The organism is Pseudomonas sp. 11/12A (assembly GCF_000800055.1).
In the GTDB taxonomy this organism is placed as follows: domain Bacteria; phylum Pseudomonadota; class Gammaproteobacteria; order Pseudomonadales; family Pseudomonadaceae; genus Aquipseudomonas; species Aquipseudomonas mohnii.
Map to the genome: position 1 here is coordinate 3,551,304 of NZ_JUGV01000001.1, position 21,895 is coordinate 3,573,198.

Consider the following 21,895-nt stretch of genomic DNA (forward strand, 5'->3'; position numbering starts at 1 on the left):
TCTGCGGCATCGTCGAACGGGACAACAAGACGATTCGCAAGCACAAGCTGCACTTCGCTTTCCTGAACACCAGGAGCGGCTCACTCCCAGTCAAAGACTGTGACAACAACCCGCGTTCCCATGGATATTCCCATATGAGCCTTTTTCAGACGCCAAAAACCACAAACCCCCGACTTTCTCTAGGAAAATCAGGGGTTTGTGTTTTCAGAATGTGGCGGTGAAGGAGAGATTCGAACTCTCGATACAGTTTCCTGTATACACACTTTCCAGGCGTGCTCCTTAAGCCACTCGGACACTTCACCGTATCTCTTCAAACATGTTCTGTCTGTCGAGGCGCGCTAATGTAGTCGAAAGCTTTTCTGTTGGCAAACATTTTTTTGAGAATTTTCATGCGCTTAACTCGATCAAGGGTTTTGAACCGATGAAGGGAATGGCAAACCGGCCATTCTCCGGCTCCGACCGCCCTTCTATATAGAGGGCAACGCTTGGCTGGCGTAGCGGAGCACGCTTGCCGGACACGCGAAGCGTGACTGGCGGGTCAGTCACGGCGCTTTACCTGGCCTGTGACGGTGGGTAACGTCTGCCCAACTTTAATAAAAGGAATAGCGTCATGAGTGAGTTGATTTCCTACCATCTCGAAGACGGTATCGCGACCCTGACCTTGAGCAATGGCAAGGTGAATGCCATCTCTCCGGACGTGATTGCTGCGTTTAACGCTGCGCTGGATCAGGCAGTGTCTGATCGTGCGGTGGTGATCATTACCGGTACGCCCGGGATTCTCTCGGGCGGTTACGATCTGAAAGTGATGACGTCCGGCCCCAAGGAAGCGGTCGCGCTGGTGACTGCCGGCTCGACACTGGCCCGTCGTCTGTTGTCCCACCCCTTCCCGGTGATCGTGGCTTGCACCGGCCATGCGGTGGCCAAGGGTGCCTTCCTGCTGTTGTCGGCGGACTACCGCATTGGTACGGACGGCCCGTTCAGTATCGGCCTCAACGAAGTGCAGATCGGCATGACCATGCATCACGCGGGTATCGAGATCGCCCGTGATCGCTTGAGCAAATCGGCATTCCCGCGTTCGGTCATCAACGGTGAGATGTTCAACCCGAAGAGCGCCGTGGATGCCGGCTTCCTTGACGTCGTGGTGTCGGCCGAGGAACTGCAAGGCGCGGCACTGGCTGCGGCTCGTCAGTTGAAGAAGATCAACATGACCGCGCACAAGAACACCAAACTGAAAGTGCGCAAAGAGTTTTTGGAAGCCCTGGATAACGCGATCATCCTGGATCAGGAACATCTGGGCTAATCCGGGCCGGCAATAACGAAAAGCCCGACCATCGTGTCGGGCTTTTTGCTATGCAGTCTGTTGAAAAGTTCGCAACGGCTCTAGTACGGGTCTGACCCCTCAGTCGGAAACATCCGCTCAAACATCGGCTATCTCCTACCTATATAACGGTAATTGCCGAAAACAGTGCACATCCGTACACTGCGCCACCTTTTGTCCCGAGGGGCCTGCAAATGCTGTTCGCTTTACGTATGTCATTGATGGGCCTGCACTTTATTCTGGCAGGCGTGCTGGGCGTCCTGCTCGGCCTGAGTCGCCCGTTCAATCCGGACAACAGCCGTTTGTGCGCTCGCCTTTATGCGTGGCCGGCAATGCGTATTTTGCGCCTGCGGGTAAAAGCCGATGTCGGCCCCTTGATGGACAAACCCGACAGTTGCGTGATCATCGCCAACCACCAGTCCAATTATGATCTGTTTGTGTTTGGCAACGTGGTGCCCCGCCGCACCGTGTGCATCGGCAAAAAGAGCCTGAAATGGGTGCCTTTGTTTGGTCAGTTGTTCTGGCTGGCCGGCAATGTGTTGATCGATCGCGGCAACGCGCATAAGGCACGCCAGTCGATGCTGACCACCACCCACACCCTGCAAAACGAAGACACCTCGATTTGGGTCTTCCCGGAAGGCACACGCAATCTGGGCGAGGAGCTGTTGCCGTTCAAGAAAGGCGCCTTCCAAATGGCGATCGCTGCCGGGGTGCCGATCGTGCCGGTGTGTGTCAGCAGTTACGTCAAGCACATGCGATTGAACCGCTGGCGCAGTGGGAAAATTCTGATTCGCTCGCTACCGGCGATTCCTACGGCAGGCTTGAGCCTGGATGACCTGCCGATGCTGATTGCCCAGTGCCGTGAGCAGATGCGTGAATGCATCGACTCGATGGACCGGCAACTGCAAGCCGCTTGAACGAAACCCGCCGCGTGCGGGTTTTCTTTTGCCTGCGATTTTTTGCCTGCGAACTCAACAGATTTCACTGACTCTCAAGCAGTAGTCAGGGTTAAGCTGAACACTGTCTGCCATGGCCATTTGCCAATAGATTGCTGCCAATTAGAAGTGAACCAACATCATGGGTAGAGTTGTTGCTGCTGCGGTTTACAGCGCCGGTAAAAAAGTCACCAATATCACCCTCGACGAGGGCGCGGCCTGGGCTGCAAAGCCGGGTCACTTCGTCTGGATCGGCCTCGAAGAGCCGAACGAAGAGGAACTGTACAACCTGCAACGCCAGTTCAACCTGCATGAACTGGCGATTGAAGATGCCCTGGAGAAACACAGCCGGCCGAAACTGGAAACCTTCGGCGATGCCCTGTTCATCGTCATTTATTCCCCCATCATGGAGGACGGCAAACTCCAGTTCATCGAGACCCACATCTTTGCCGGCAGGGGCTACATCATCACTGCGCGCAACGGACACTCGGCGTCCTACGCCCATGTCCGGCAACGGTGTGAAGCGCGTCCACTGTTGCTGGAGCACGGGGAAGATTTTGTGCTCTATGCCATCCTCGATTTCGTGATTGAAAACTACCAGCCGATGGGCGAAGCCATTCATGCGCAAATCGATGAACTGGAACGCAACGTCATGTGCGGCTCACTCAATGAGCGCGACATTCAGAACCTGCACAGTCTGCGCCGGGACGTATTGCGGCTGCGCCGTTACGCGGCGCCGATGGTGGAGATAGGCGAAGAACTGCAAAAGCTGAATTTTCCGTTCATCGACAAGAACATGCGCCCGTACTTCCGCGATGTGCAGATTCATGTCACCCGACAGATGGAAGACCTGACGACCCTGGCCGATATTGCCAGCCAGACCATTGAGGTCGGGGTGCTGCTGGAGGCATCGCGCCAGAGTGTGGTGCAGCGCAAGTTCGCTGCATGGGCGGCGATCCTGGCGTTTCCGACGGCGGTGGCGGGGATTTACGGGATGAACTTCCAGAACATGCCGGAGTTGAACTGGCACTACGGGTATTTCGCGGTGCTGGGGTTTATTTCGGTGGGGTGCGTGGGTTTGTGGGCGAGTTTCAAGAGGTCGGGTTGGCTCTGACAAACAGTATGGCAAGGGAGCGTGCTCCCTTGCCACAGGTGTGATGCCGCCGTCTTATACAGCCTGGTTTTCTGGCTTGTGCGCCACAAATCGCATCATCCACTCGGCCACCGTGGTGCCATGGTGTTCATGCTCCAGGCTCTGGATACCTTTCGAGAAAATCTCTTCGCCCAGCGCTTGTTGACGAATTTCCAGCAGCGCCCGCGAATAGTCGTGGACGAACTCCGGGTGGCCCTGGAAGCACAGCACTTGATCGTTGATGTGGTACGCGGCAAACGGGCAGAAATCGCTGGAGGCGATCACCGTGGCGTTTTCCGGCAACGCCGTGACCTGATCCTGGTGACTGATCAACAACGTCAGCTCTTCTTTGAGCGGACTCATCCACGGCGCCTTGGCCGCGAGCTTGTATTGATGGGTGCCTACGCCCCAGCCCTGGGTTGCGCGCTCGCTCTTGCCGCCCAGCAACAGGGCCAGCAACTGATGACCGAAACACACGCCCAACAGCTTGTCGCCACGTTCGTAGCGGGTCAGCAGGTAAGTCTTGAGGGTCTGGATCCACGGGTCGGTGCCGAAGGAGTCGGCCTTGCTGCCGGTGATCAGGTAAGCATCGAACGTCAGGTCATCACTGGGGTACTCGCCCTGCATCACGTTATAAACGGTGAACTCGGCGGCGATGGGTTGCTGCGAAAACAGGTGCTTGAACATCTGCCCGTAGCCCTGATATTGGTCAACCAATTCCGGACGCAGGATGTCGGTTTCCAGAATGCAGATGCGTAACGACATAAAAAATACCTGACACGTGATGGGAATAATGCACACCCCCAGAGCCTGCCTTGAAACACAGTGGCAAGGCAAGCCCCGGAACGCGTCAATCCCCCCTTAAAATGTCTCCCCCTTGGCGGCTTTCTCCAACAGCAGTGCCGGTGGAGCGAAGCGCTCACCATATTGTCCGGCCAGGTACTGGGCGCGGGCGACGAAGTCCTTGACTCCGTATTGGTTGATGAACTGCAGCGCACCGCCGGTCCATGCCGCGAAGCCGATGCCGAAGATCGAGCCGACGTTGGCATCCGCCGTCGAAGTCAGCACCCCCTCCTCCAGGCAGCGCACGGTTTCGATGGCCTGCACGAACAGCAGCCGATCGCGCACATCCTTCGGTGAAATCTGCCCGTCGGCCTTCTCGAAACGGGCTTTCAGCTCTGGCCACAGGTACTTCTGGCCACCGGAGGGATATTCGTAGAAGCCACCCCCAGCCGCCTTGCCCGGGCGCTTGTACTCGTTGAGCAGCAGGTCAATCACGGCGAAGGCCGGGTGCTCGACCAGCGGTTTTCCTTCGGCTTGCAAGTCTTTGGCGGTTTGCTGGCGGATATGGCTCATGAGGCTGAGGGAAACCTCGTCCGAGATTGCCAGAGGTCCGATGGGCATACCGGCCTTGCGCGCTTCGGTCTCGATCATCGGCGCGCTGACTCCTTCACCGAGCATGGCAATGCCTTCATTGGTGAATGTGCCGAACACCCGCGACGTGAAGAAGCCACGACTGTCGTTGACCACAATCGGCGTTTTCTTGATTTGCAGGACGAAGTCAAACCCGCGAGCCAGGGTTTCATCGCTGGTGTTGGCCCCCTTGATGATTTCCACCAGGGCCATTTTGTCCACGGGACTGAAGAAATGCAGGCCGATGAACTTGCTCTGGTCCGGCACCGCCGTGGCCAAGCCGCTGATCGGCAGGGTCGACGTGTTGGAAGCGATCACCGCGCCCGGGCCGACGACCTTTTGCGCCGCCAGGGAGACTTTGGCCTTCAGATCGCGGTCTTCAAACACCGCTTCGATAATCAGGTCGCAACCGGCCAGATCGGCATCGTCTTCAGTGGTCTGAATGCGCGCCAAAATGCCTTCGCGCTGCTCGGCGCTCATTTGCCCGCGTGCGACTTTCTTGTCCAGCAGCGCCGCCGAATGCGCCTTGCCCTTCTGCGCTGCCGCGAGGTTGATGTCCTTGAGCACCACGTTGATGCCGGCAGAGGCGCTGACGAAGGCAATGCCCGCGCCCATCATCCCGGCACCGAGCACACCGACTTTTTGCGTGACGTATGGGGCGAAGCCTTGGGGCCGCGAACCACCGGCGTTGATGTCATTGAGCTGGAACCAGAAAGTACCGATCAGGTTCTTCGAGACCTGGCCGGTGGTCAGCTCGGTGAAATAACGGGTTTCGATCAAGTGCGCAGTATCGAAATCCACTTGGGCGCCTTCCACTGCGGCACAGAGAATTTTCTCCGGCGCCGGCAGGCAGCCCTGGGTTTTACTGCGCAGGATCGACGGCGCGATGGCCAGCATCTGCGCGACTTTCGGATTCGACGGCGTGCCACCGGGAATCTGGTAACCCTTCACATCCCAGCGTTGTACGGCCGTCGGGTTGGCGACAATCCAGGCCCGCGCCTTGGCCATCATCTCTTCGTGATCCGTTGCCAATTCGTCGATCAAACCGGCCTGCAATGCCTGCTGCGGCCGTATTTTCTTGCCTTCGAGCAGATACGGCAGGGCTTTTTCCAGGCCGAGCATGCGCACCATGCGCACCACACCGCCCCCGCCCGGCAGCAGACCCAGGGTCACTTCCGGCAGGCCGAGTTGTACCGACGGATGATCCAGCGCCACGCGATGATGGCAGGCCAGGCAGATTTCCCAGCCGCCGCCCAAGGCAGCGCCGTTGATCGCGGCAACCACCGGTTTGCCGAAGGTTTCCAGGGTGCGCAGTTGGCCCTTGAGGGTCAGCACCCTCTCATAAAAAGCTTTGGCCTCAGGTTTGCCGACCTTGATCAGTTCATTGAGATCGCCGCCGGCAAAGAAGGTTTTCTTGGCCGAGGTGATGATGACGCCGGCGATGGCGTCCTTGTCGGCCACCAGCCGGGCGACGCAGTCAGCCATGGCTTCACGGTACACCGCGTTCATGGTGTTGGCGCTCTGGCCCGGCATGTCGATGGTCAGGACGACGATCTGGTCCTGGCCTTTTTCGTAACGTATGGCTTGGGTCATGTCACTTGTCCTTGAATTCGGGGCTCAGAGGCGTTCGATGATGGTGGCAATGCCCATGCCGCCGCCGACACACAGGGTCGCGAGGCCATAGCGCAGGCGCCGGTTTTCCAGCTCATCGAGCAAGGTGCCGAGAATCGCGCAACCGGTGGCGCCCAACGGATGGCCCAGGGCGATGGAACCACCGTTGACGTTGACCTTGTCCGGGTCCACGGCCATGTCCTTGATGAACTTCAACACCACCGAGGCAAACGCTTCGTTGACCTCGAACAGATCGATGTCCTCCACCCGCAGCCCCGCCTTGGCCAGTGCCTTGCGGGTGGCGGGCGCCGGGCCGGTGAGCATGATGGTCGGGTCGGTGCTGGTGACCGCCGTGGCGACGATTCGCGCCCGCGGCTGCAAGCCCAGCGCCCGGCCCTTGGCCTCCGAGCCGATCAGCATCAACGCCGCGCCATCAACTATCCCGGAACTGTTGCCGGGGGTATGTACGTGATTGATCCGCTCCACATGGCTGTAGACCCGTAGCGCGGTGGCATCGAAACCCATCTGCCCCATCATCTCGAAACTGGGCTTGAGCTTGCCCAGGCCTTCCAGGGTCGAGTCGGCGCGGATGAACTCATCGTGATCGAGCAGGATGATGCCGTTCTGGTCCTGCACCGGCACCAGCGATTTGTTGAACGAACCATCGGCCCGCGCCCGTGCGGCTTTTTGCTGGGAATGCAGTGCATAAGCATCGACGTCCTGACGGCTGAAGCCTTCCAGTGTCGCGATCAGATCGGCGCCCACGCCTTGCGGGGTGAAATGGCTGTGCAGATTGGTTTGCGGGTCCAGCGCCCAGGCTCCACCGTCGCTGCCCATGGGCACGCGTGACATGGACTCGACGCCACCGACCACCACCAGGTCTTCAAAACCGGAACGGACCTTCATGGCACCGAGGTTCACCGCCTCCAGCCCGGATGCACAGAAACGGTTGATCTGCACGCCCGCCACGCTGACGTCCCAATCAGCCACCTGAGCAGCGGTCTTGGCGATATCGGCGCCTTGATCGCCGACGGGTGTCACGCAGCCCAGTACCACGTCATCGACCTGACTGGTATCGAGGGCGGTCCGCTGTTGCAGCGCCGTGAACAACCCGGCCACCAGGTTCACCGGTTTGACACTGTGCAAGGCACCATCGGCCTTGCCTTTGCCACGGGGCGTGCGTATCGCGTCGAAAATCAATGCTTGGGTCATGACGTCCTCGAACCGGGTGGTGATCTTTGAAGAGGCTTCCACCTTATTCCGAGCCACCGGGGATTCAATGACCGCAGCGCTCACCGGCGTTGACGGACGCGCTCAGACGGACGGTAGTCCGCTACAGAATCCGCGGCTTGCGGACACGCAGGTGTCTAGCAAAAGGCCGCCCAAGAAGCTGGCAATAGGCCTCATGCTTTTTTAATCGTATTTGGTGAGCGCTCCATACGAAATGGATCTAAATCAAGCGTGACGCGGGCTCTAAGGTGAGGTTATACGAAGTTGTCGTCGGGTTTTGCCGAGGCGCTCGTACTACAGGAAGTGAATTGCTCTGCCGTCATGGAGATTTGCAGGCAGGCATCAGGAAATAACAAAAAAGGCGGTCAAGCCATGTTCAAACAATCGAAAGTTCGTCAAGCCGGGCTCATTCTCTTCGCGACCACACTTTTGTTGATTTTGCCGAACCTGACCAAGGTGATCGGCTAGTCGTTCATAAAAATACGGTATCCGTGTTTTAGATCGCCACATTAAAAATGTGACTGGCTCGCTACCCGGGCCAGCGTGGCTGTGCCAACCTTTGCAGCACTTCCACGACATGGACGGCGATCCTTTGAAAGCGCTCACTTTATTCGGGGCCTTGCTGCTCAGCACGCCTCTGTATGCCGCACAGCTGAACCTGCAGCTGGGCGCGAACAACCGCACCTGGCAGACCGAGGAGTTGCTCAATCATCCTCAAGCCCAGACCATCACCGTTACCAATGATGTTTCCTACAAGCGTGATATGAGCTATCGCGCCGTGCCTCTGTCAGTGCTGTTGACCGGCATCAAACCGGACGACCACTTGCAAGCCGTGGCCCTGGACGGTTTTGCCGCCGAGATGGCCGCTGCGCCGCTGCTCAATACCCAAGGCGCGCGTGCCTGGCTGGCGATCGAGGATCCGGCCAAACCCTGGCCGCCACTGTCCGAAGGCAAGCCCGGCGCCGGGCCGTTCTATCTGGTCTGGACCAACCCGCAGGCGGGCAATATCAGCCCGGAGCAATGGCCGTTCGAGGTTGCCAGCATCAAGCGCATGGCACCGGTGGCCGAACGCTTCCCTGCCCTGCTGCCCGATCCTGCGTTAAAGGCAGACGATCCGGTGAACAAGGGCTTTGCGCTGTTCCAGAAAAACTGCCTGGCCTGTCACCGCCTCAATGGCGCCGGGGATGCGCAATTCGGGCCGGACCTGAATATCCCGTACAACCCGACCGAGTACTTCGGCGCGGACTTCCTCAAGCGTTATATCCGTGATCCGCAGAGTTTGCGTCAGTGGCCGCAGGCGAAGATGCCCGGATTTTCAACCGAGGTGTTGCCGGATGAGGATCTGGGGATGCTGGTGGGGTATTTGAAGCATATGGCGGGGCGCAAGGTGAAGCCCTGACAAAACACGCCGTTGCGGAAGTGAGCTTGCTCGCGACGGCGGTGTATCAGCCACGGAAGTATTGACTGAAAACCTGCCATCGCGAGCAAGCTCGCTGCCATAAGGGGTCGGCGCCCTCCCCCGGTTACTGTTGTTGCACGGAGATCACCGGCGCGGGCGTCGGTGAAACAAGCACCTTGGCATGCATCTGTTCACACCCGCCGCCGCGGCGCATTCCGCGCACCGGGCAGGCATCCAGATAATCGAGGCCCACGGCCAGTTTCAAATGACGTTCGGGCCGGGCCAGTTCATTGGTCACGTCGAAACTGTACCAGGCGTCATCCAGCCAGGCTTCGGCCCAGGCATGGCTGGCCAGGTGTTCGCTGTTTTCGCTGTACAGATAACCCGAGACATACCGCGCCGGAATGCCCAGGCTGCGCGCACAGGCGATGAACGCGTGGGCGTGGTCCTGGCACACACCGGAACGACCGGCGAAGGCCTGGGCCGCGCTGGTGTCCACTTCGGTGGCGCCCGGCGTGTAGGTCATGTGCTGGTTCAGGCCGTGCATCAAGTCGATCAGCGCCGTGCGATCGCGGCGCTGCTTGCATTCCTTTTCGGCAAACGCGCGCAGGGCTGCGTCGGCTTCGGTCAGGCGGGTGAAGCGCAGGAAGGGCAGCGCCGACTGGCTCTCGTGCTCGGCTTCGCGCAATTCGTCGATGTCGACCTGACCACGGGCGCCGATGATGATCGCTTCGTGCGGTTCGTCCATGGTCAGCACGTGCAGGATGTTGCCGAACGGATCGAGTTGCGCGCGCACCGGCCGCGGCAGGTCGAGCTGCCAACTGAGCACGTGCTGGCGCTCGCTGTCATGGGGGGTCAGTCGCAGGTACTGGATGCTCGCCCGCACCTGATCTTCGTAGTGATAGGTGGTCTCGTGGCTAATCGAAAGTCTCATGCAGCCTCCAGATAAGAACTGTGAATCGCGTTACCCAACTGGCGAACCAGCGGGATGAACTCGGTGAGCCAGGCGTGCAGGCCTTCGTCGAGGATTTCGTTGATGCCGGTGTAGCGCAGTCGCGCGTCCATTTCCGCCGCCAGGCGTTGGGCGGGACGGCCGTTGGCTCCCGGCAACTGGGCAAGGATCTGGTCGATTTCTTCGGTGCACGCCCGCAGGGAGCGCGGCACGTCCGCCCGCAGCAACAGCAACTCGGCCACATGCCGGGCGCCGGGTGCGTCGCGATAAATTTCGGTGTAGGCCTCGAAGGACGACAAGGCCCGCAGCAAGGCACTCCACTGGTAGTACGCGTGGGCCGTGCCATCGCTGACCGCCTCAGCCTGATCACCGGCCATTTCGTAGCGGGCATCGAGCAGGCGCAACGTGTTGTCGGCGCGCTCGATGAAGGTCCCCAGACGAATGAAGCGGAACGCATCGTTACGCATGATCGTGCCGTAGGACGCGCCTCGGAACAGGTGGGAACGCTCCTTGATCCACTCGCAGAACCGACTCATGCCGTAGCGACTGAGGCCCTGCTCGGCAATGCCGCGAATTTCCAGCCAGGTCGCGTTGATGTTCTCCCACATATCAGCGGTGATTCGACCACGAACCGCGTGGGCACTGGCCCGCGCGGCTCCGAGACAGCTGTAGATGCTGGCCGGATTGGCCGCATCCAGGGCGAAAAAATGCAGCAAGCGTTCGGCATGCAACTCGCCGTGGCGTTCGAGGTAATCGTCCAGGGTGCCGGTAATCAGCAGCGGCATGGCCAGTTCGTGCAGGCCGTCACCGCGTCCATCCTGTGGCATCAGCGACAGCGAATAACTGATGTCGAGCATCCGTGCGAGGTTTTCCGCCCGCTCCAGGTAACGCGACATCCAATACAGATCCGAGGCAGTTCTACTTAACATGACAGGCTTCCTTCAATCCTCGACCACCCAGGTGTCCTTGGTTCCGCCGCCCTGGGAGGAGTTCACCACCAGGGAGCCTTCGCGCAGGGCGACACGGGTCAAACCGCCGGGCACGACCCGGGTTTCGCGACCAGACAATACAAACGGGCGCAGGTCGATGTGGCGTGGCGCGATGCCGCTTTCGACAAAGGTCGGGCAGGTCGACAACGACAGCGTCGGTTGCGCGATATAGGCATGGGGCTTGGCAATGATCCGTGCGCGAAAGGCTTCGATTTCCGCCGCCGTCGCCGCCGGCCCCACCAGCATTCCGTAACCGCCGGAGCCCTGGGTTTCCTTGACCACCAGTTCCGGCAGATGGGCCAGGACGTGGGAAAGTTCCGAGGGATTACGACACTGCCACGTCGGTACGTTCTTCAGGATCGGTTCTTCATCCAGGTAGAAACGGATCATGTCGGTCACGAACGGGTACACCGACTTGTCGTCCGCCACCCCGGTGCCGATGGCATTTGCCAGCACGACATTGCCAGATCGGTAAGACGACAGAAGCCCTGGCACGCCGAGCATCGAGTCCGGATTGAACGCCAGCGGGTCGAGGAACGCGTCGTCGAGGCGGCGGTAGATCACATCGACGGCTTTTGGCCCGTCGGTGGTGCGCATGAACACTTTGTCGTCACGCACGAACAGGTCCGCGCCTTCCACCAGCTCCACACCCATTTCTCGCGCCAGGAACGCATGCTCGAAAAATGCACTGTTGAAGCGCCCCGGCGTCAACACCACGACGCTCGGGTTGTCGATCGGGCTGGAGCTTTTCAGGGTATCGAGCAACAGGTTCGGGTAGTGGTCGATGGGGGCGATGCGTTGCGCCGCGAACAATTCGGGGAACAGTCGCATCATCATCTTGCGGTCTTCGAGCATGTAGCTGACACCGCTCGGCGTACGCAGATTGTCTTCGAGCACGTAGTACGTGCCATCGCCGTCGCGCACCAGATCGACACCGGAGATATGCGAATAAATATCGCGGTGCAGATTCAGCCCTTGCATTGCCAACTGGTATTGCTCATTGGCCAGCACCTGCTCGGCCGGAATGATGCCGGCCTTGATGATGCGTTGCTCGTGATAGAGGTCGGCGAGGAACATGTTCAACGCCTTGACCCGCTGGATGCAGCCGCGCTCGACAATGCGCCATTCACTGGCGGGAATGCTGCGGGGAATGGTGTCGAAGGGAATCAGGCGCTCTGTCCCCTGCTCATCACCGTAGAGCGTGAAAGTAATCCCGGCGCGATGAAACAACAGATCGGCCTCGCGTCGCCGTTGTGCCAAAAGCTCGTCAGGCGTTTCGGACAGCCAACGGGCAAACTCCCGATAATGCGGGCGGACCTGGCCGCCGGCATCGTACATCTCATCAAAATAGGTGCGGATCATGCCGTACTCCTTGTCACCCGGACATACAGGCCTTCGCAAGGCCCGTGCCATCGGCAGAAACGCTTTGATATCAATCGGTTGGATAATCGATACGCAGACACCGCACCAATCCTGTGCGGTAAATGCCCCAACCTGATCGCCCCCGCTTCATTGCAAGGCGTTGCAGTCGCCTGTCACCAGCATAGTCTGTGGGAGGCGACTTGCCGGCGAAGGGGGTCATTCCGTTATGGGGCTCTTCGAGGTCGCGTTCGGTTTGCCGGCGACAAAAACGAAAACGGCCAACCCAAAGGTCAGCCGTTACTGATGCTTGCTGCTGTTCATAAGTTTATGCGAGTCGCCCTCGTACCTCCTGTTTGACACCCCAGCCTTCAATGATGCCGCCCAATGGCTCGACCACGGCTTCGAAACCCTGTTCGAAGTCGCCGATGTCATCGTAAGTGGCGTACATGACCTTGCTCAGTTCCAGGGCCCATGCGCCGTCATCGCGCACACTGATTTGCGCATTCAGGGATTCACCACGGTAATGACCTGCCGCCCTGCGTGCCCGCTCCTCGTCCGGGAAAATGGCGTAGAACTCGATGGGATGGAACCGTGAAAAGTCGAAACCGCCCTCTTTCATGCGGCGCAGAACGCTGCTGCTGACATCTTCTTGATAGGCTGTGCTCATGAAACGTCCTCCTCAAACTGATGGATAGACTTTCCGTACTCCCAGCGCCCGCCACCGAACGGTGCGAACGACGGCATCCGATGTGCCGACGGGAAACAAGCATGGAGCTGACAAGACCAGACCTTAGCGATCCATTCGCTGATCTCGCTTGCAGATTAGCCCCAAGATAGAGCCGCTGCCAAGGCCTGGTTGAGAATGTGACAGGAGATGTTCAGATTGGCGTGATGCCGAGGATTTGAATGCTGTTCTGGGCCTTGAGACTTTTGACAGTCGCATCGGGGGTTCGCCCTTCCAGATCGTTCAGATCCAGTTCGGCGGCGACGGGGAGCAACCGGGCCTTGATGAGTTGGGCGGCGTGTTCGTTATCCGGGCACTCGTCGCACTCAAAGACTTCGTCGACAGTTTCACCGTGATCATCCACGAAAGTGATTTTCCACTTTTGCATCAGTGCCTCCTCGATAAAACCCATGGATGGGCTTACTTCTATCTCGACCTGATTAGCTGGCTAATCGTTCCGCTGATTTTCCTCTGGTGCCTCATGAAAAAAGGGCCGTCAGCGGCGTGGTTGAACACCACCGCGGACAGCCCTTTTTGATTGACGCGCTATCAGTCGTTACTTGGCTTGTTCACAGCCTGCAAAACGTACTGCGGCAAGGCAAAGGCACCGATGTGGATCTCCGGATTGTAGTAGCGGGTGATGATGCCGCTGCCGGCGAACCGTTGTTGCAGGGTTTCGCGGGACAATTTGCGATAAGCGGTATTGGTCGCGCCCCAGGCGAAGGTCATCGCGCCGCCGATATAAGTCGGTACGGCGGCCTGATAGAAGTGCCAGTCAGGGAACAGGCTGCGCAGGCGACCGGCGGTGGTTTTGACTTCTTCGATCTGCATGAACGGCGTGCCGTTCTGCGTGACCAGGATGCCGCCTTCGTTCAGGCAGCGGTGGCAGGCCTGATAGAAGTTCTCCGAGAACAGCACTTCGCCTGGCCCGATCGGGTCAGTGGAGTCGGAAATGATCACGTCGAACTTTTCAGTGGTGGTGGCGACGAAGCGCATGCCATCGTCGATCACCAGGTTCAGGCGTGGATCGTCGAAGGCGCCCTTGGAGTGATTCGGCAGGAATTCCTTGCACATTTCGACCACGGTACCGTCGATCTCGACCATGGTGATGTGCTCGACGCTGCGGTGCTTGGCCACCTCACGCAACATACCGCCGTCGCCGCCACCGATGATCAATACGCGCTTGGCAGTGCCATGGGCGAGGATCGGCACGTGCGTCAGCATTTCGTGGTAGATGAATTCGTCGGCTTCGGTGGTCTGGATCACGCCGTCCAGCGCCATGACCCGGCCCATGCGCGGGTTTTCGAAAATCACCAGGTGCTGGTGTTCGGTGCGCACTTCGTGCAGCAGTTTTTCCATGCGAAAACGCTGGCCATAGCCTTCGTAGAGGGTTTCCAGGTAGTCGTTGGTCGGGGTGATGCTCATGGGAAGTGCTCCGATGAATGCGGGTGGCAACGGACGGTTACCCGCCCATGATGGCCAATCGATCGGCTCGATTGACCGGGAAAGGCGCGCATTCTACGTCGAGGAAGATGACAGGTCGAACCTCACTTGATGTCTCGCCACAATGCCCTGTGGGAGCGAGCCTGCTCGCGATAGCGATTTGTCCGCCACATCAATTCCGAATGTGCCGCCGTCATCGCGAGCAGGCTCGCTCCCACAGATTTTATGTCGCTTGGGAGAATGACTTCATATTCTGACGTTACCCCGTGGCCCCGCGATCGCCCAAATGATCAGGCCCAAAACCGGCAGCAACAGGATCAACAGCACCCAGAGGACTTTCATCCCGGTTTCGGCGCCACTTTTGAGTACGTTGATGATTGCCCAGATGTCCAAGGCAAGGATGATCAGGCCTACCAGGCTGTTGAACGTGGAACCCATGGTGACGCTCCTGAAGAGTGATTGGCCCTCTTAGGATAGCTGCCCGATGCCAGGGTTCCGTTTTTATTGACAGCTTGCGGTTTCAAACGTGAACGGCCACTTTAAAGGCTTCCAGAGACGGCGCAGCGGCAATGCCGACTTCGGCGCACAGCTCCAGCACCCGCGGCACGTCGTTGCCGTAGACCAGAACGACTTGCAGTTCGTCGTCGAGCAACTGGCTGAAGTTCATCAGCACATAGCCACCGTTTTCCTTGTTCAGGCTGCTCATTTGCACCTGAATGCGATTGAGCGCGGTCAGGGCTTCGGTCTTGGCCAGTTGCTTGGGCTTGATATTGAAGTCGACGCCCGGCCCGAACGAAGCAACGATCTGCGCGAACAGGTCCATGTAGGTGTCGGCCTGGAACATCACGGTCTCCGGCAGACTGCCAACGACCACCCACTCGCCCAGCGGGATCGGGAAGGTGTCGTCGTAGTTGATGTCCGGATTGGCCGCCAGGAAACCCTCGGGGTCCGCGTAAGCCTGGGCCGCCTCGTCAGCGACCTTGAGGATTTCGTCATCGCCCATGCACCCGGAGCTGATTTTGCTGATGAGTTCGACGAGTGCGGCTTTCATGGGGCGGATCCTGTAGCGAGGGAGTTTTGAGGGCGCGAAGGATAACGCATTCAGTGAGTACTGCGCAGGTTGCTCCCTCGCCACAGAAGTACAGCGTCAGCCCAGCAGTTTTTCCAACTGCGCAACGGTGTCCACAGCCCCCATGGTCCTGGCGGCTTCCAGCGCGGTGATGCCATTGGCGTCCCTGGCTTTCGGATCGGCACCTTTGCTCATCAGGTAGTCGACAATGGCGACGCGGTTGAACATCGCCGCCATCATCAGCGCCGTACGGCCGTCGAACGACGAGCCTTCGACTTGCGCCCCGCCTTCAACCAGCGCCGTGACCACCGCCAGGTCGCCCTTGAAGGCGGCACCGGCAATCGGGCTCTGGCCGTTGTCGTTGCGGATTTCCGGATCGGCCTTGTGTTCGAGCAAGACTTTTACCGTGTCCACATGACCATGGTAAGCGGCCAGCATCAGCAAGGTGTCGCCCTTGTGATTGCGCAGGTTCGGCGGCAAGCCCTTGGTCAGCAGCGCAGCCATCATGGCCGCATCGCCCTCCCGCGCCTTATTGAATACCTGTTCGGCAAAGTCGGCAGCTTCTTCGGGGGTCATCTGGCGGCTTTTGTCTGACATTGAACGCTCCACTTTCAGTTATTCGCAAAGCCGACAGTTTCCCGAGCAGCCCCGGCACTGTCACTTCTTTTTTCTGAAGCGGGGCCATAGGCACATTCAATATCGATATCGACCGCCGTGAATATCCTTCAGCATTTGCTCCGTCACCTGCACGTACGTTTCGGTTCCCGGCAGCCAGGCGTAGATCGGGTCAGCGCCGCTCCGGGCCGGGTCGAAAGCTTCATCCTTGAGCCGGGTTTTCTGATACTTGAAGGTCCCGGTGGTCTCCATTTTCACTTTCACCCGCAGGAACAATGGCACGGCGTAGGCCGGCATCTGTTGCCGGGCGAAGGCCAGCAGCTCGCTGAAATCCAGGGTCGCCAGGGATTCGGCCGGCGTGATGGCGGCCATCCCGGCGCGGCCGTTGGTGTTGCGCACTTCCACACCATAGGCCACGGCTTCGGAAATATGCGGGTGTCGCAGGAGGATGTTCTCGACCTCGGTGGTCGAAACGTTTTCGCCCTTCCAGCGATAGGTGTCACCCAGCCGATCAACGAACTGCGCATGGCCAAAACCAATGTTGCGCAACAGATCGCCGGTGTTGAAGTAGCGGTCACCCTTGACGAACACGTCGTGGAGCACGACTTTTTCGGTCTTTTGCGGATCGGTGTAACCGTCCAGTGGCGCCTTGTCGTCGATTTTCGCCAGCAACAACCCCTGCTCGCCCTTGCCCACCTTGCGCATGAAGCCGTTGGCTTCGCGAATCGGCGCGCCGCTGTCGTGGTCGTAAACCGCCAACTCCCAGGACATCAGGGAAAAACCGACAGTGTTGTCGAAATTCAGAATGTTGGTGAAACCGATATTGCCGTCACTGGCGGCGTACAGCTCGCAGATGTGACACACGCCGAAACGTGTCTTGAATTCACCCCATGCGCCGGGGCGCAGGCCGTTGCCGATCATTTTGGTGACGCCGTGCTGGCGGTCGTCGGCAGTGGGCGGTTGATCGACCAGATAACGGCACAATTCGCCGACGTAACCGAGGGTGGTCGCGCGGTATTTGCGCACATCGTTCCAGAACTGACTGGCGCTGAACTTGCGGCGGATGGCGAACCCCGAGGCACCGCTGATGGCCGAACCCCAGCACACGCAAAGTCCGGTGGCGTGATAGAGCGGCAAGGTGCAATAGACGACATCGTCCGGGCGCATATCCAGCGCGATCATGCCGAAGCTCGCCGAGCTGCGCATCCAGCGCCCGTGCTTGAACACCCCGGCCTTGGGCAACCCGGTGGTGCCCGAGGTGTAGATATAGAAACAGGGGTCGTCGAAAAACACCTGCTGGCTGCTGACGGGGTTGTCGCAGGCGTTGTCGAGGCTGGCGGTCATCAGGTTGATGAAACCCTCGGGGGAAACGCCCGGATGGCTGTAGGTGTCCCGATCAGCGACAAACCAGGTGCGCGCCGGCGCCATCGATACCCGCTCGCGTACCGCCAGAAACGCCGCCACCAGCTCTTCGCCGACGACGATGGCCACCGGCGCAACCAGATTCAGGCTATGCACCAGGGTATCGCGGGTTTGTGAGGTATTGAGCAGCGCACTGATCGCACCGACCTTGGCCACCGCCAATATCGTCACCAGCAGCTCCGGACGATTTTCGATGAACACCGCCACCACATCGCCCTTGCCGATGCCTTGGGCAATCAAGTGATGGGCGATGCGATTGGCCCACTGATTGACCTGTGCATAAGTCAGCGTGACCTCGCCGTAGAGCAAGGCCGGCCCTTGTGGATTGCGCAAGGTCGCTTGTTCGAAACTCCAGCCCAGGCCACACGCTTGGGTCGGGTCCTTGACGTTAGCCGCTTTCATTCCCTTCACCACCCGCGGAATGGCTTTGGCAATGGACGGCAGCTTGCGGAGCATCATGCCCCAGGTGATGGTGTCGCGTGGCGTGCGGCTCATGGTTGCTCCCGTTCGATCTTTTTATTGTCGGGCGGCGTTGATTGAGCCCGAAAATACGTCAACGGTTCTTGAGCTGTACACGCGGTTTTTGAAATGTTTTGTATCCGCCACAGCGATGTTGGAAATCATGAGCATCTGCGCACGCAATGGTTCCATCGAATCGCCGACGACCACGCAAAATGCAGGATGCACGATGGCCCTTCATGCAAATTGCACGGAAAAATAAATCAGCTAAAAAAGTAACTTATTGATTTATATAGAATTTCATTAAATTCGCGTGCTGGCACAATCGCTGCAACTACCACCTCATGTTTGCCATTCCAGCGCTAACGGAGCCGAAAGACATGAGCATGATCCAAGAAAAATTTTCGTCCTTGTTCTCCAACTTCGAAGTCACCACCCAGCCACGACCTGACGGCGGGATTCTGCTGACCCTGCGCGGCGCTGAAGACAAAGTGTTCAAGCGCTCGATTTCCTACCAGCAATTGCACAACGGAGATCAGCTGTCGTGGGTCATCAGCGCGATCCGTCGCGACCTCGCCGAACAGGCCAGCGAACTGCCACAAATCTCCATGCTCCAAAGCCAGCAGCGGTTTGCCCTGCCGACCTATCATTCGCTGTAAAGCCTCAAACAACTGTAGGAGCGAGCCTGCTCGCGATGGTCGTCAACGAAAACGCGTGTGGCCTGGTTAAACCCGGCGCACTCGGGTCCATCGCCAGCAGGCTGGCTCCTTGTTTATGTGTGGCTTAGAACGTCGAGGGATCGATCCGCTCAAAACTGTCCACCGTGACATGCCCCGCCAATTCCCCGCCCTCACGGGCCAGCCCGCACGTGGCCATCCCTGCCCTGTGCGCCGCGTCCAGCTCTTCGACGATGTCCGACAGAAACAGAATCTGCGAGGCTTCCAGGCCAATGGCCTGTGTGATGTTGGTATAGGACTGTGCTTCGCGCTTGGGTCCTGACGTGGTGTCGAAATAGCCGCTGAACAGTGGCGTCAAATCACCCGCTTGCGAGCAACCGAAAATCAGGCGCTGGGCCTGGATCGAGCCCGAGGAATAGACAAACAGTTGATAACCCTGCTGGTGCCAGCGCTTCAGCGCTTCGACGGCGTCGGGGTAGACGTGGCCTTTGAGTTGCCCGGCCTGGTAGCCCTGCTCCCAGACCATCCCTTGCAACGCCTTGAGCGGCGTGGCCTTGCGGTCTTCGGCAATCCAGCCCAACAGAATCTCGATCACCCGCTCGACGTCGGCATCCGGCGCGTTGCTGTCGCGGCGCACGCTGGCCAGTTGTTCAGCGACGTCGTTGCGCCCGGCGTTCTGACGGACAAAGTCCGGCAGGTGTTTCGCGGCGTAGGGAAACAGCACGTCGAACACAAAACTCACCGCGCTGGTGGTGCCTTCGATGTCGGTGAGAATCGCTTTGATCGGCATCGTTTCAGTCCTCAAGACGCGGGAAGCGACCAGCGATGTCTTCGCCGGTGAAATTGGCCACCCAGCCTTCCGGGTTGTTGAACAGACGAATCGCGACGAAGTGTGGATGCTCGCCCATGTCGAACCAGTGCTTGGTACCGGCAGGCACCGAGATCAGGTCGTTTTTCTCGCAGAGTACGGCGTAGACGTAATCGTCGATGTGCAGGGTGAACAAACCACGGCCAGCAACGAAGAAACGCACTTCGTCTTCGCCATGCTGGTGCTCATCAAGGAACTTGGCGCGCAATTCGGCTTTTTGCGGGTGATCGCTGTTCAGGCTGACCACATCGACAGTGATGTAGCCGCGCTCGGTCATCAGCTTGTCGATCTGCTCTTGATAGGCCGCGATCACTTCTTCCTGACTGGCGCCCGGCTGGATTTTCGTCGCCGCTTGCCAGCGATCAAACCGTACGCCCTGCTCGGCCAGGGTCGAGGCGATATCTTCGAAATGGGTCAGCACCTTGTTCGGAATGTCAGGGCTTGAGACGTGGTAGACGGACAGGCTGCTCATCGGGCAACTCCTTGACGGTTCAGGCTTTACGGTGAGAGAGCGAGCGGGTTTTCAACTCGCACTCGAACAAGAATTCAAAGGCCTCGATCTGCCGCAGGGCGTCGCTCATGCGCGCGCCCCAGGTGTAGAGGCCATGGCCGCGAATCAGGTAGCCAACGCAATCGGGATGGGCATCGAGCCAAGGCTGTACCTTGGCGGCGAGGCGCGCAATGTCCTGATCGTTGTCGAAAATCGGCACCCGCACCTGCGACTCGTGGGTCGACACGCCGCTGAAGGCTTTTTGCAGTTCGTAATCTTCGAAATCGATGAAGTCTTCAGGCGTCAGGCGCGACAGTACCGTGGCGTTCACCGAATGAGTGTGCAACACCGCGCCGATCTCCGGACGCCAGCTGTAGAGCTGAGTGTGCAGCAGGGTTTCGGCGGACGGTTTCTTGCCCGGTTCCAGGCTGTTGCCCGACAGATCCGTGGCAAGCACATCGTCCAGGCCCAATTGGCCCTTGTGCTTGCCCGACACCGTCAGCAGCGCTTCGGTCGGCGACAGTCGGGTCGAATAATTGCTGCTGGTGGCTGGCGACCAGCCGCGGCCATACAGGAAACGCCCGGCGTCGATGATTTCCTGGGCGAGGTGTTCACGGGTAAGGCTCATGGCCTGTCCTCTTGCATACATGTGGCAATGATAACGGCAGCCGCGAGGGCTGCGAGGCTGGCAATACTAAAGGTCAATGCGGCGCCCAGGGCGTTCCAGCTGTAACCGGCGTACAACGCGCCCAGTGCGCCGCCGGTCCCGGCCAGTGCCGCATACAACGCCTGGCCCTGGCCTTGCTGACGCGCGCCGAAGCTACGTTGCACGAATGAAATGGCAGCGGCGTGAAAGCTGCCGAATGTCGCCGCGTGCAACACCTGGGCAAACAACAATACCCAGAGGAATTCAGCCAACGAACCCAGCAACAACCATCGCAACGCCGCCAGCAGAAAACTCGCCAGCAGCACCCGGCGCAACGAAAATCGCGCGAGGATTTTGCTCATGGCCATGAACATCAGCACTTCAGCCACCACGCCGACGGCCCAGAGCATGCCGATCACCCCGCGGCTGTAGCCCAATCGCTCAAGGTGCAAGGTCAGAAACGTGTAGTACGGGCCATGGCTCATCTGCATCAGCGCCACGCACGCGTAAAAAGCCAGCACGCCGGGGCTGCGCAGTTGCTTGAGAAATCCCTCCCCCGCCACCCGGTGGCCCGGCGCCGGTTGCGCGTTCGGCACCCAAAGGCTGCTGAGCACGATCCCCGCCATGATCAGCACCAGCGCCGCCGGGTAGATGTCGAGACTCAGCCATTCGAACAACCGGCCCAGCGCGACCACGGTGATAATGAAACCGATGGAGCCCCACAGGCGAATCTGACTGTAGCGCGAGGTCTGGCCCTGCAGATGTGCGAGGGTGATGACTTCGAATTGCGGCAACACGGCGTGCCAGAAGAACGCATGCAAGGCCATGACCATCGCCAGCCAGGCGTAGGTCTTGCTGACGAAAATCAGTGAAAAGGTCAGCAGCGTGCAGACCGCGCCGAAACGCACGATGGCCAGCCGCCGGCCGGTGTAGTCACCCAGCCAGCCCCAGATGTTCGGCGCCACGCATCGCATCAACATCGGGATCGCCACCAGCTCACCGATGCGCGCGGCGGAAAATCCCAGGTGATCGAAGTACAGCGCCAAAAACGGTGCCGTCGAACCGAGCAAGGCGAAATAGAACAGATAGAAACTGGAAAGCCGCCAGTACGGCAGCGCCGCCACAGCCATCAGACTGCAGC

22 protein-coding genes, 1 tRNA gene and 1 pseudogene are annotated in these 21,895 nt (G+C 59.2%); 6 read left to right on the forward strand and 18 right to left on the reverse strand.

Annotated features, from left to right (window positions below):
• Positions 1 to 8 precede the first annotated feature (8 nt).
• Positions 9 to 98, forward strand: a pseudogene (locus GQ39_RS33785) (integrase); the annotation flags it as partial.
• 114 nt (positions 99 to 212) lie between these two features.
• Here the strand turns inward: GQ39_RS33785 and GQ39_RS16250 are convergent.
• Positions 213 to 302: transfer RNA gene (locus GQ39_RS16250), tRNA-Ser, on the reverse strand.
• Positions 303 to 610: 308 nt separating this feature from the next.
• Between GQ39_RS16250 and GQ39_RS16255 the strand changes: the two genes are divergently transcribed.
• The 3 genes from GQ39_RS16255 to GQ39_RS16265 all read left to right on the forward strand — a co-directional run bounded on the left by GQ39_RS16255 (position 611) and on the right by GQ39_RS16265 (position 3,367).
• Positions 611 to 1,300, forward strand: a complete 690-nt coding sequence (locus tag GQ39_RS16255; protein WP_047531574.1) for a crotonase/enoyl-CoA hydratase family protein — start codon at positions 611 to 613, stop codon at positions 1,298 to 1,300.
• Between the two features lie 212 nt (positions 1,301 to 1,512).
• Positions 1,513 to 2,235: a lysophospholipid acyltransferase family protein gene (locus tag GQ39_RS16260; RefSeq protein WP_047531584.1), complete on the forward strand. Its 723-nt coding sequence runs from the start codon at positions 1,513 to 1,515 to the stop codon at positions 2,233 to 2,235.
• A gap of 160 nt (positions 2,236 to 2,395) precedes the next feature.
• Entirely contained in the window at positions 2,396 to 3,367 is a 972-nt protein-coding gene (locus GQ39_RS16265) for a magnesium and cobalt transport protein CorA (RefSeq protein ID WP_047531586.1), read from the forward strand.
• A gap of 54 nt (positions 3,368 to 3,421) precedes the next feature.
• Here GQ39_RS16265 and GQ39_RS16270 read toward each other — a convergent pair whose 3' ends face one another.
• The 3 genes from GQ39_RS16270 to GQ39_RS16280 all read right to left on the reverse strand — a co-directional run bounded on the left by GQ39_RS16270 (position 3,422) and on the right by GQ39_RS16280 (position 7,621).
• Complete coding sequence (locus tag GQ39_RS16270; protein WP_047531589.1) at positions 3,422 to 4,150, reverse strand: amidotransferase; 729 nt, start codon at positions 4,148 to 4,150, stop codon at positions 3,422 to 3,424.
• 96 nt (positions 4,151 to 4,246) lie between these two features.
• Entirely contained in the window at positions 4,247 to 6,391 is a 2,145-nt protein-coding gene (locus GQ39_RS16275; protein WP_047531592.1) for a 3-hydroxyacyl-CoA dehydrogenase NAD-binding domain-containing protein, read from the reverse strand.
• A 24-nt stretch (positions 6,392 to 6,415) separates the two neighbouring features.
• Positions 6,416 to 7,621: an acetyl-CoA C-acetyltransferase gene (locus GQ39_RS16280; protein ID WP_047531593.1), complete on the reverse strand. Its 1,206-nt coding sequence runs from the start codon at positions 7,619 to 7,621 to the stop codon at positions 6,416 to 6,418.
• Between the two features lie 595 nt (positions 7,622 to 8,216).
• Between GQ39_RS16280 and GQ39_RS16290 the strand changes: the two genes are divergently transcribed.
• Complete coding sequence (locus tag GQ39_RS16290; RefSeq protein ID WP_047531597.1) at positions 8,217 to 9,038, forward strand: c-type cytochrome; 822 nt, start codon at positions 8,217 to 8,219, stop codon at positions 9,036 to 9,038.
• Between the two features lie 124 nt (positions 9,039 to 9,162).
• Here GQ39_RS16290 and GQ39_RS16295 read toward each other — a convergent pair whose 3' ends face one another.
• From GQ39_RS16295 to GQ39_RS16340, 10 genes are all read right to left on the reverse strand, one after another.
• Positions 9,163 to 9,972 (reverse strand): transglutaminase family protein, encoded by an 810-nt coding sequence (locus GQ39_RS16295; protein ID WP_047531599.1) that lies wholly within the window; start codon positions 9,970 to 9,972, stop codon positions 9,163 to 9,165.
• A complete protein-coding gene (locus tag GQ39_RS16300; RefSeq protein WP_047531601.1) occupies positions 9,969 to 10,919 on the reverse strand; it encodes an alpha-E domain-containing protein in 951 nt (316 codons plus the stop codon). Before GQ39_RS16300 ends, GQ39_RS16295 begins: the two co-directional genes overlap by 4 nt.
• A 12-nt stretch (positions 10,920 to 10,931) precedes the next feature.
• Positions 10,932 to 12,341, reverse strand: a complete 1,410-nt coding sequence (locus tag GQ39_RS16305) for a circularly permuted type 2 ATP-grasp protein (protein WP_047531603.1) — start codon at positions 12,339 to 12,341, stop codon at positions 10,932 to 10,934.
• Between the two features lie 325 nt (positions 12,342 to 12,666).
• The gene (locus GQ39_RS16310) at positions 12,667 to 13,008 is read right to left on the reverse strand and encodes a ribonuclease E inhibitor RraB (RefSeq protein WP_047531604.1); all 342 of its coding nucleotides are present in this window, start codon (positions 13,006 to 13,008) and stop codon (positions 12,667 to 12,669) included.
• A 211-nt stretch (positions 13,009 to 13,219) separates the two neighbouring features.
• Positions 13,220 to 13,453 (reverse strand): hypothetical protein, encoded by a 234-nt coding sequence (locus GQ39_RS16315; protein WP_047538952.1) that lies wholly within the window; start codon positions 13,451 to 13,453, stop codon positions 13,220 to 13,222.
• Positions 13,454 to 13,614: 161 nt separating this feature from the next.
• Positions 13,615 to 14,490 (reverse strand): polyamine aminopropyltransferase, encoded by an 876-nt coding sequence (speE, locus tag GQ39_RS16320; protein WP_047531607.1) that lies wholly within the window; start codon positions 14,488 to 14,490, stop codon positions 13,615 to 13,617.
• 264 nt (positions 14,491 to 14,754) lie between these two features.
• Positions 14,755 to 14,946, reverse strand: a complete 192-nt coding sequence (locus GQ39_RS16325; protein ID WP_047531608.1) for a PLDc N-terminal domain-containing protein — start codon at positions 14,944 to 14,946, stop codon at positions 14,755 to 14,757.
• A gap of 82 nt (positions 14,947 to 15,028) precedes the next feature.
• A complete protein-coding gene (locus tag GQ39_RS16330) occupies positions 15,029 to 15,559 on the reverse strand; it encodes a hypothetical protein (protein ID WP_047531610.1) in 531 nt (176 codons plus the stop codon).
• 96 nt (positions 15,560 to 15,655) lie between these two features.
• The gene (locus GQ39_RS16335; RefSeq protein WP_047531612.1) at positions 15,656 to 16,174 is read right to left on the reverse strand and encodes an ankyrin repeat domain-containing protein; all 519 of its coding nucleotides are present in this window, start codon (positions 16,172 to 16,174) and stop codon (positions 15,656 to 15,658) included.
• Between the two features lie 96 nt (positions 16,175 to 16,270).
• Entirely contained in the window at positions 16,271 to 18,109 is a 1,839-nt protein-coding gene (locus tag GQ39_RS16340) for a long-chain-acyl-CoA synthetase (protein ID WP_047531615.1), read from the reverse strand.
• Between the two features lie 344 nt (positions 18,110 to 18,453).
• Between GQ39_RS16340 and GQ39_RS16345 the strand changes: the two genes are divergently transcribed.
• Positions 18,454 to 18,732: a DUF3509 domain-containing protein gene (locus tag GQ39_RS16345; RefSeq protein WP_047531617.1), complete on the forward strand. Its 279-nt coding sequence runs from the start codon at positions 18,454 to 18,456 to the stop codon at positions 18,730 to 18,732.
• A gap of 124 nt (positions 18,733 to 18,856) precedes the next feature.
• On the opposite strand, the gene mtnC is transcribed toward GQ39_RS16345, so the two are convergent.
• The 4 genes from mtnC to GQ39_RS16365 are packed head-to-tail and all read right to left on the reverse strand — an operon-like array spanning position 18,857 to position 21,884.
• Positions 18,857 to 19,540 (reverse strand): acireductone synthase, encoded by a 684-nt coding sequence (gene mtnC / locus GQ39_RS16350; RefSeq protein WP_047531620.1) that lies wholly within the window; start codon positions 19,538 to 19,540, stop codon positions 18,857 to 18,859.
• A gap of 4 nt (positions 19,541 to 19,544) precedes the next feature.
• Complete coding sequence (locus GQ39_RS16355; RefSeq protein ID WP_047531622.1) at positions 19,545 to 20,090, reverse strand: 1,2-dihydroxy-3-keto-5-methylthiopentene dioxygenase; 546 nt, start codon at positions 20,088 to 20,090, stop codon at positions 19,545 to 19,547.
• A gap of 19 nt (positions 20,091 to 20,109) precedes the next feature.
• Positions 20,110 to 20,736 carry a methylthioribulose 1-phosphate dehydratase gene (locus GQ39_RS16360; RefSeq protein ID WP_047531625.1) on the reverse strand — a complete coding sequence of 209 codons (627 nt, stop codon included), beginning with the start codon at positions 20,734 to 20,736 and terminating at the stop codon, positions 20,110 to 20,112.
• A complete protein-coding gene (locus GQ39_RS16365) occupies positions 20,733 to 21,884 on the reverse strand; it encodes an MFS transporter (RefSeq protein ID WP_161793938.1) in 1,152 nt (383 codons plus the stop codon). The genes GQ39_RS16360 and GQ39_RS16365 overlap by 4 nt, the downstream gene beginning before the upstream one ends.
• Positions 21,885 to 21,895 lie beyond the last annotated feature (11 nt).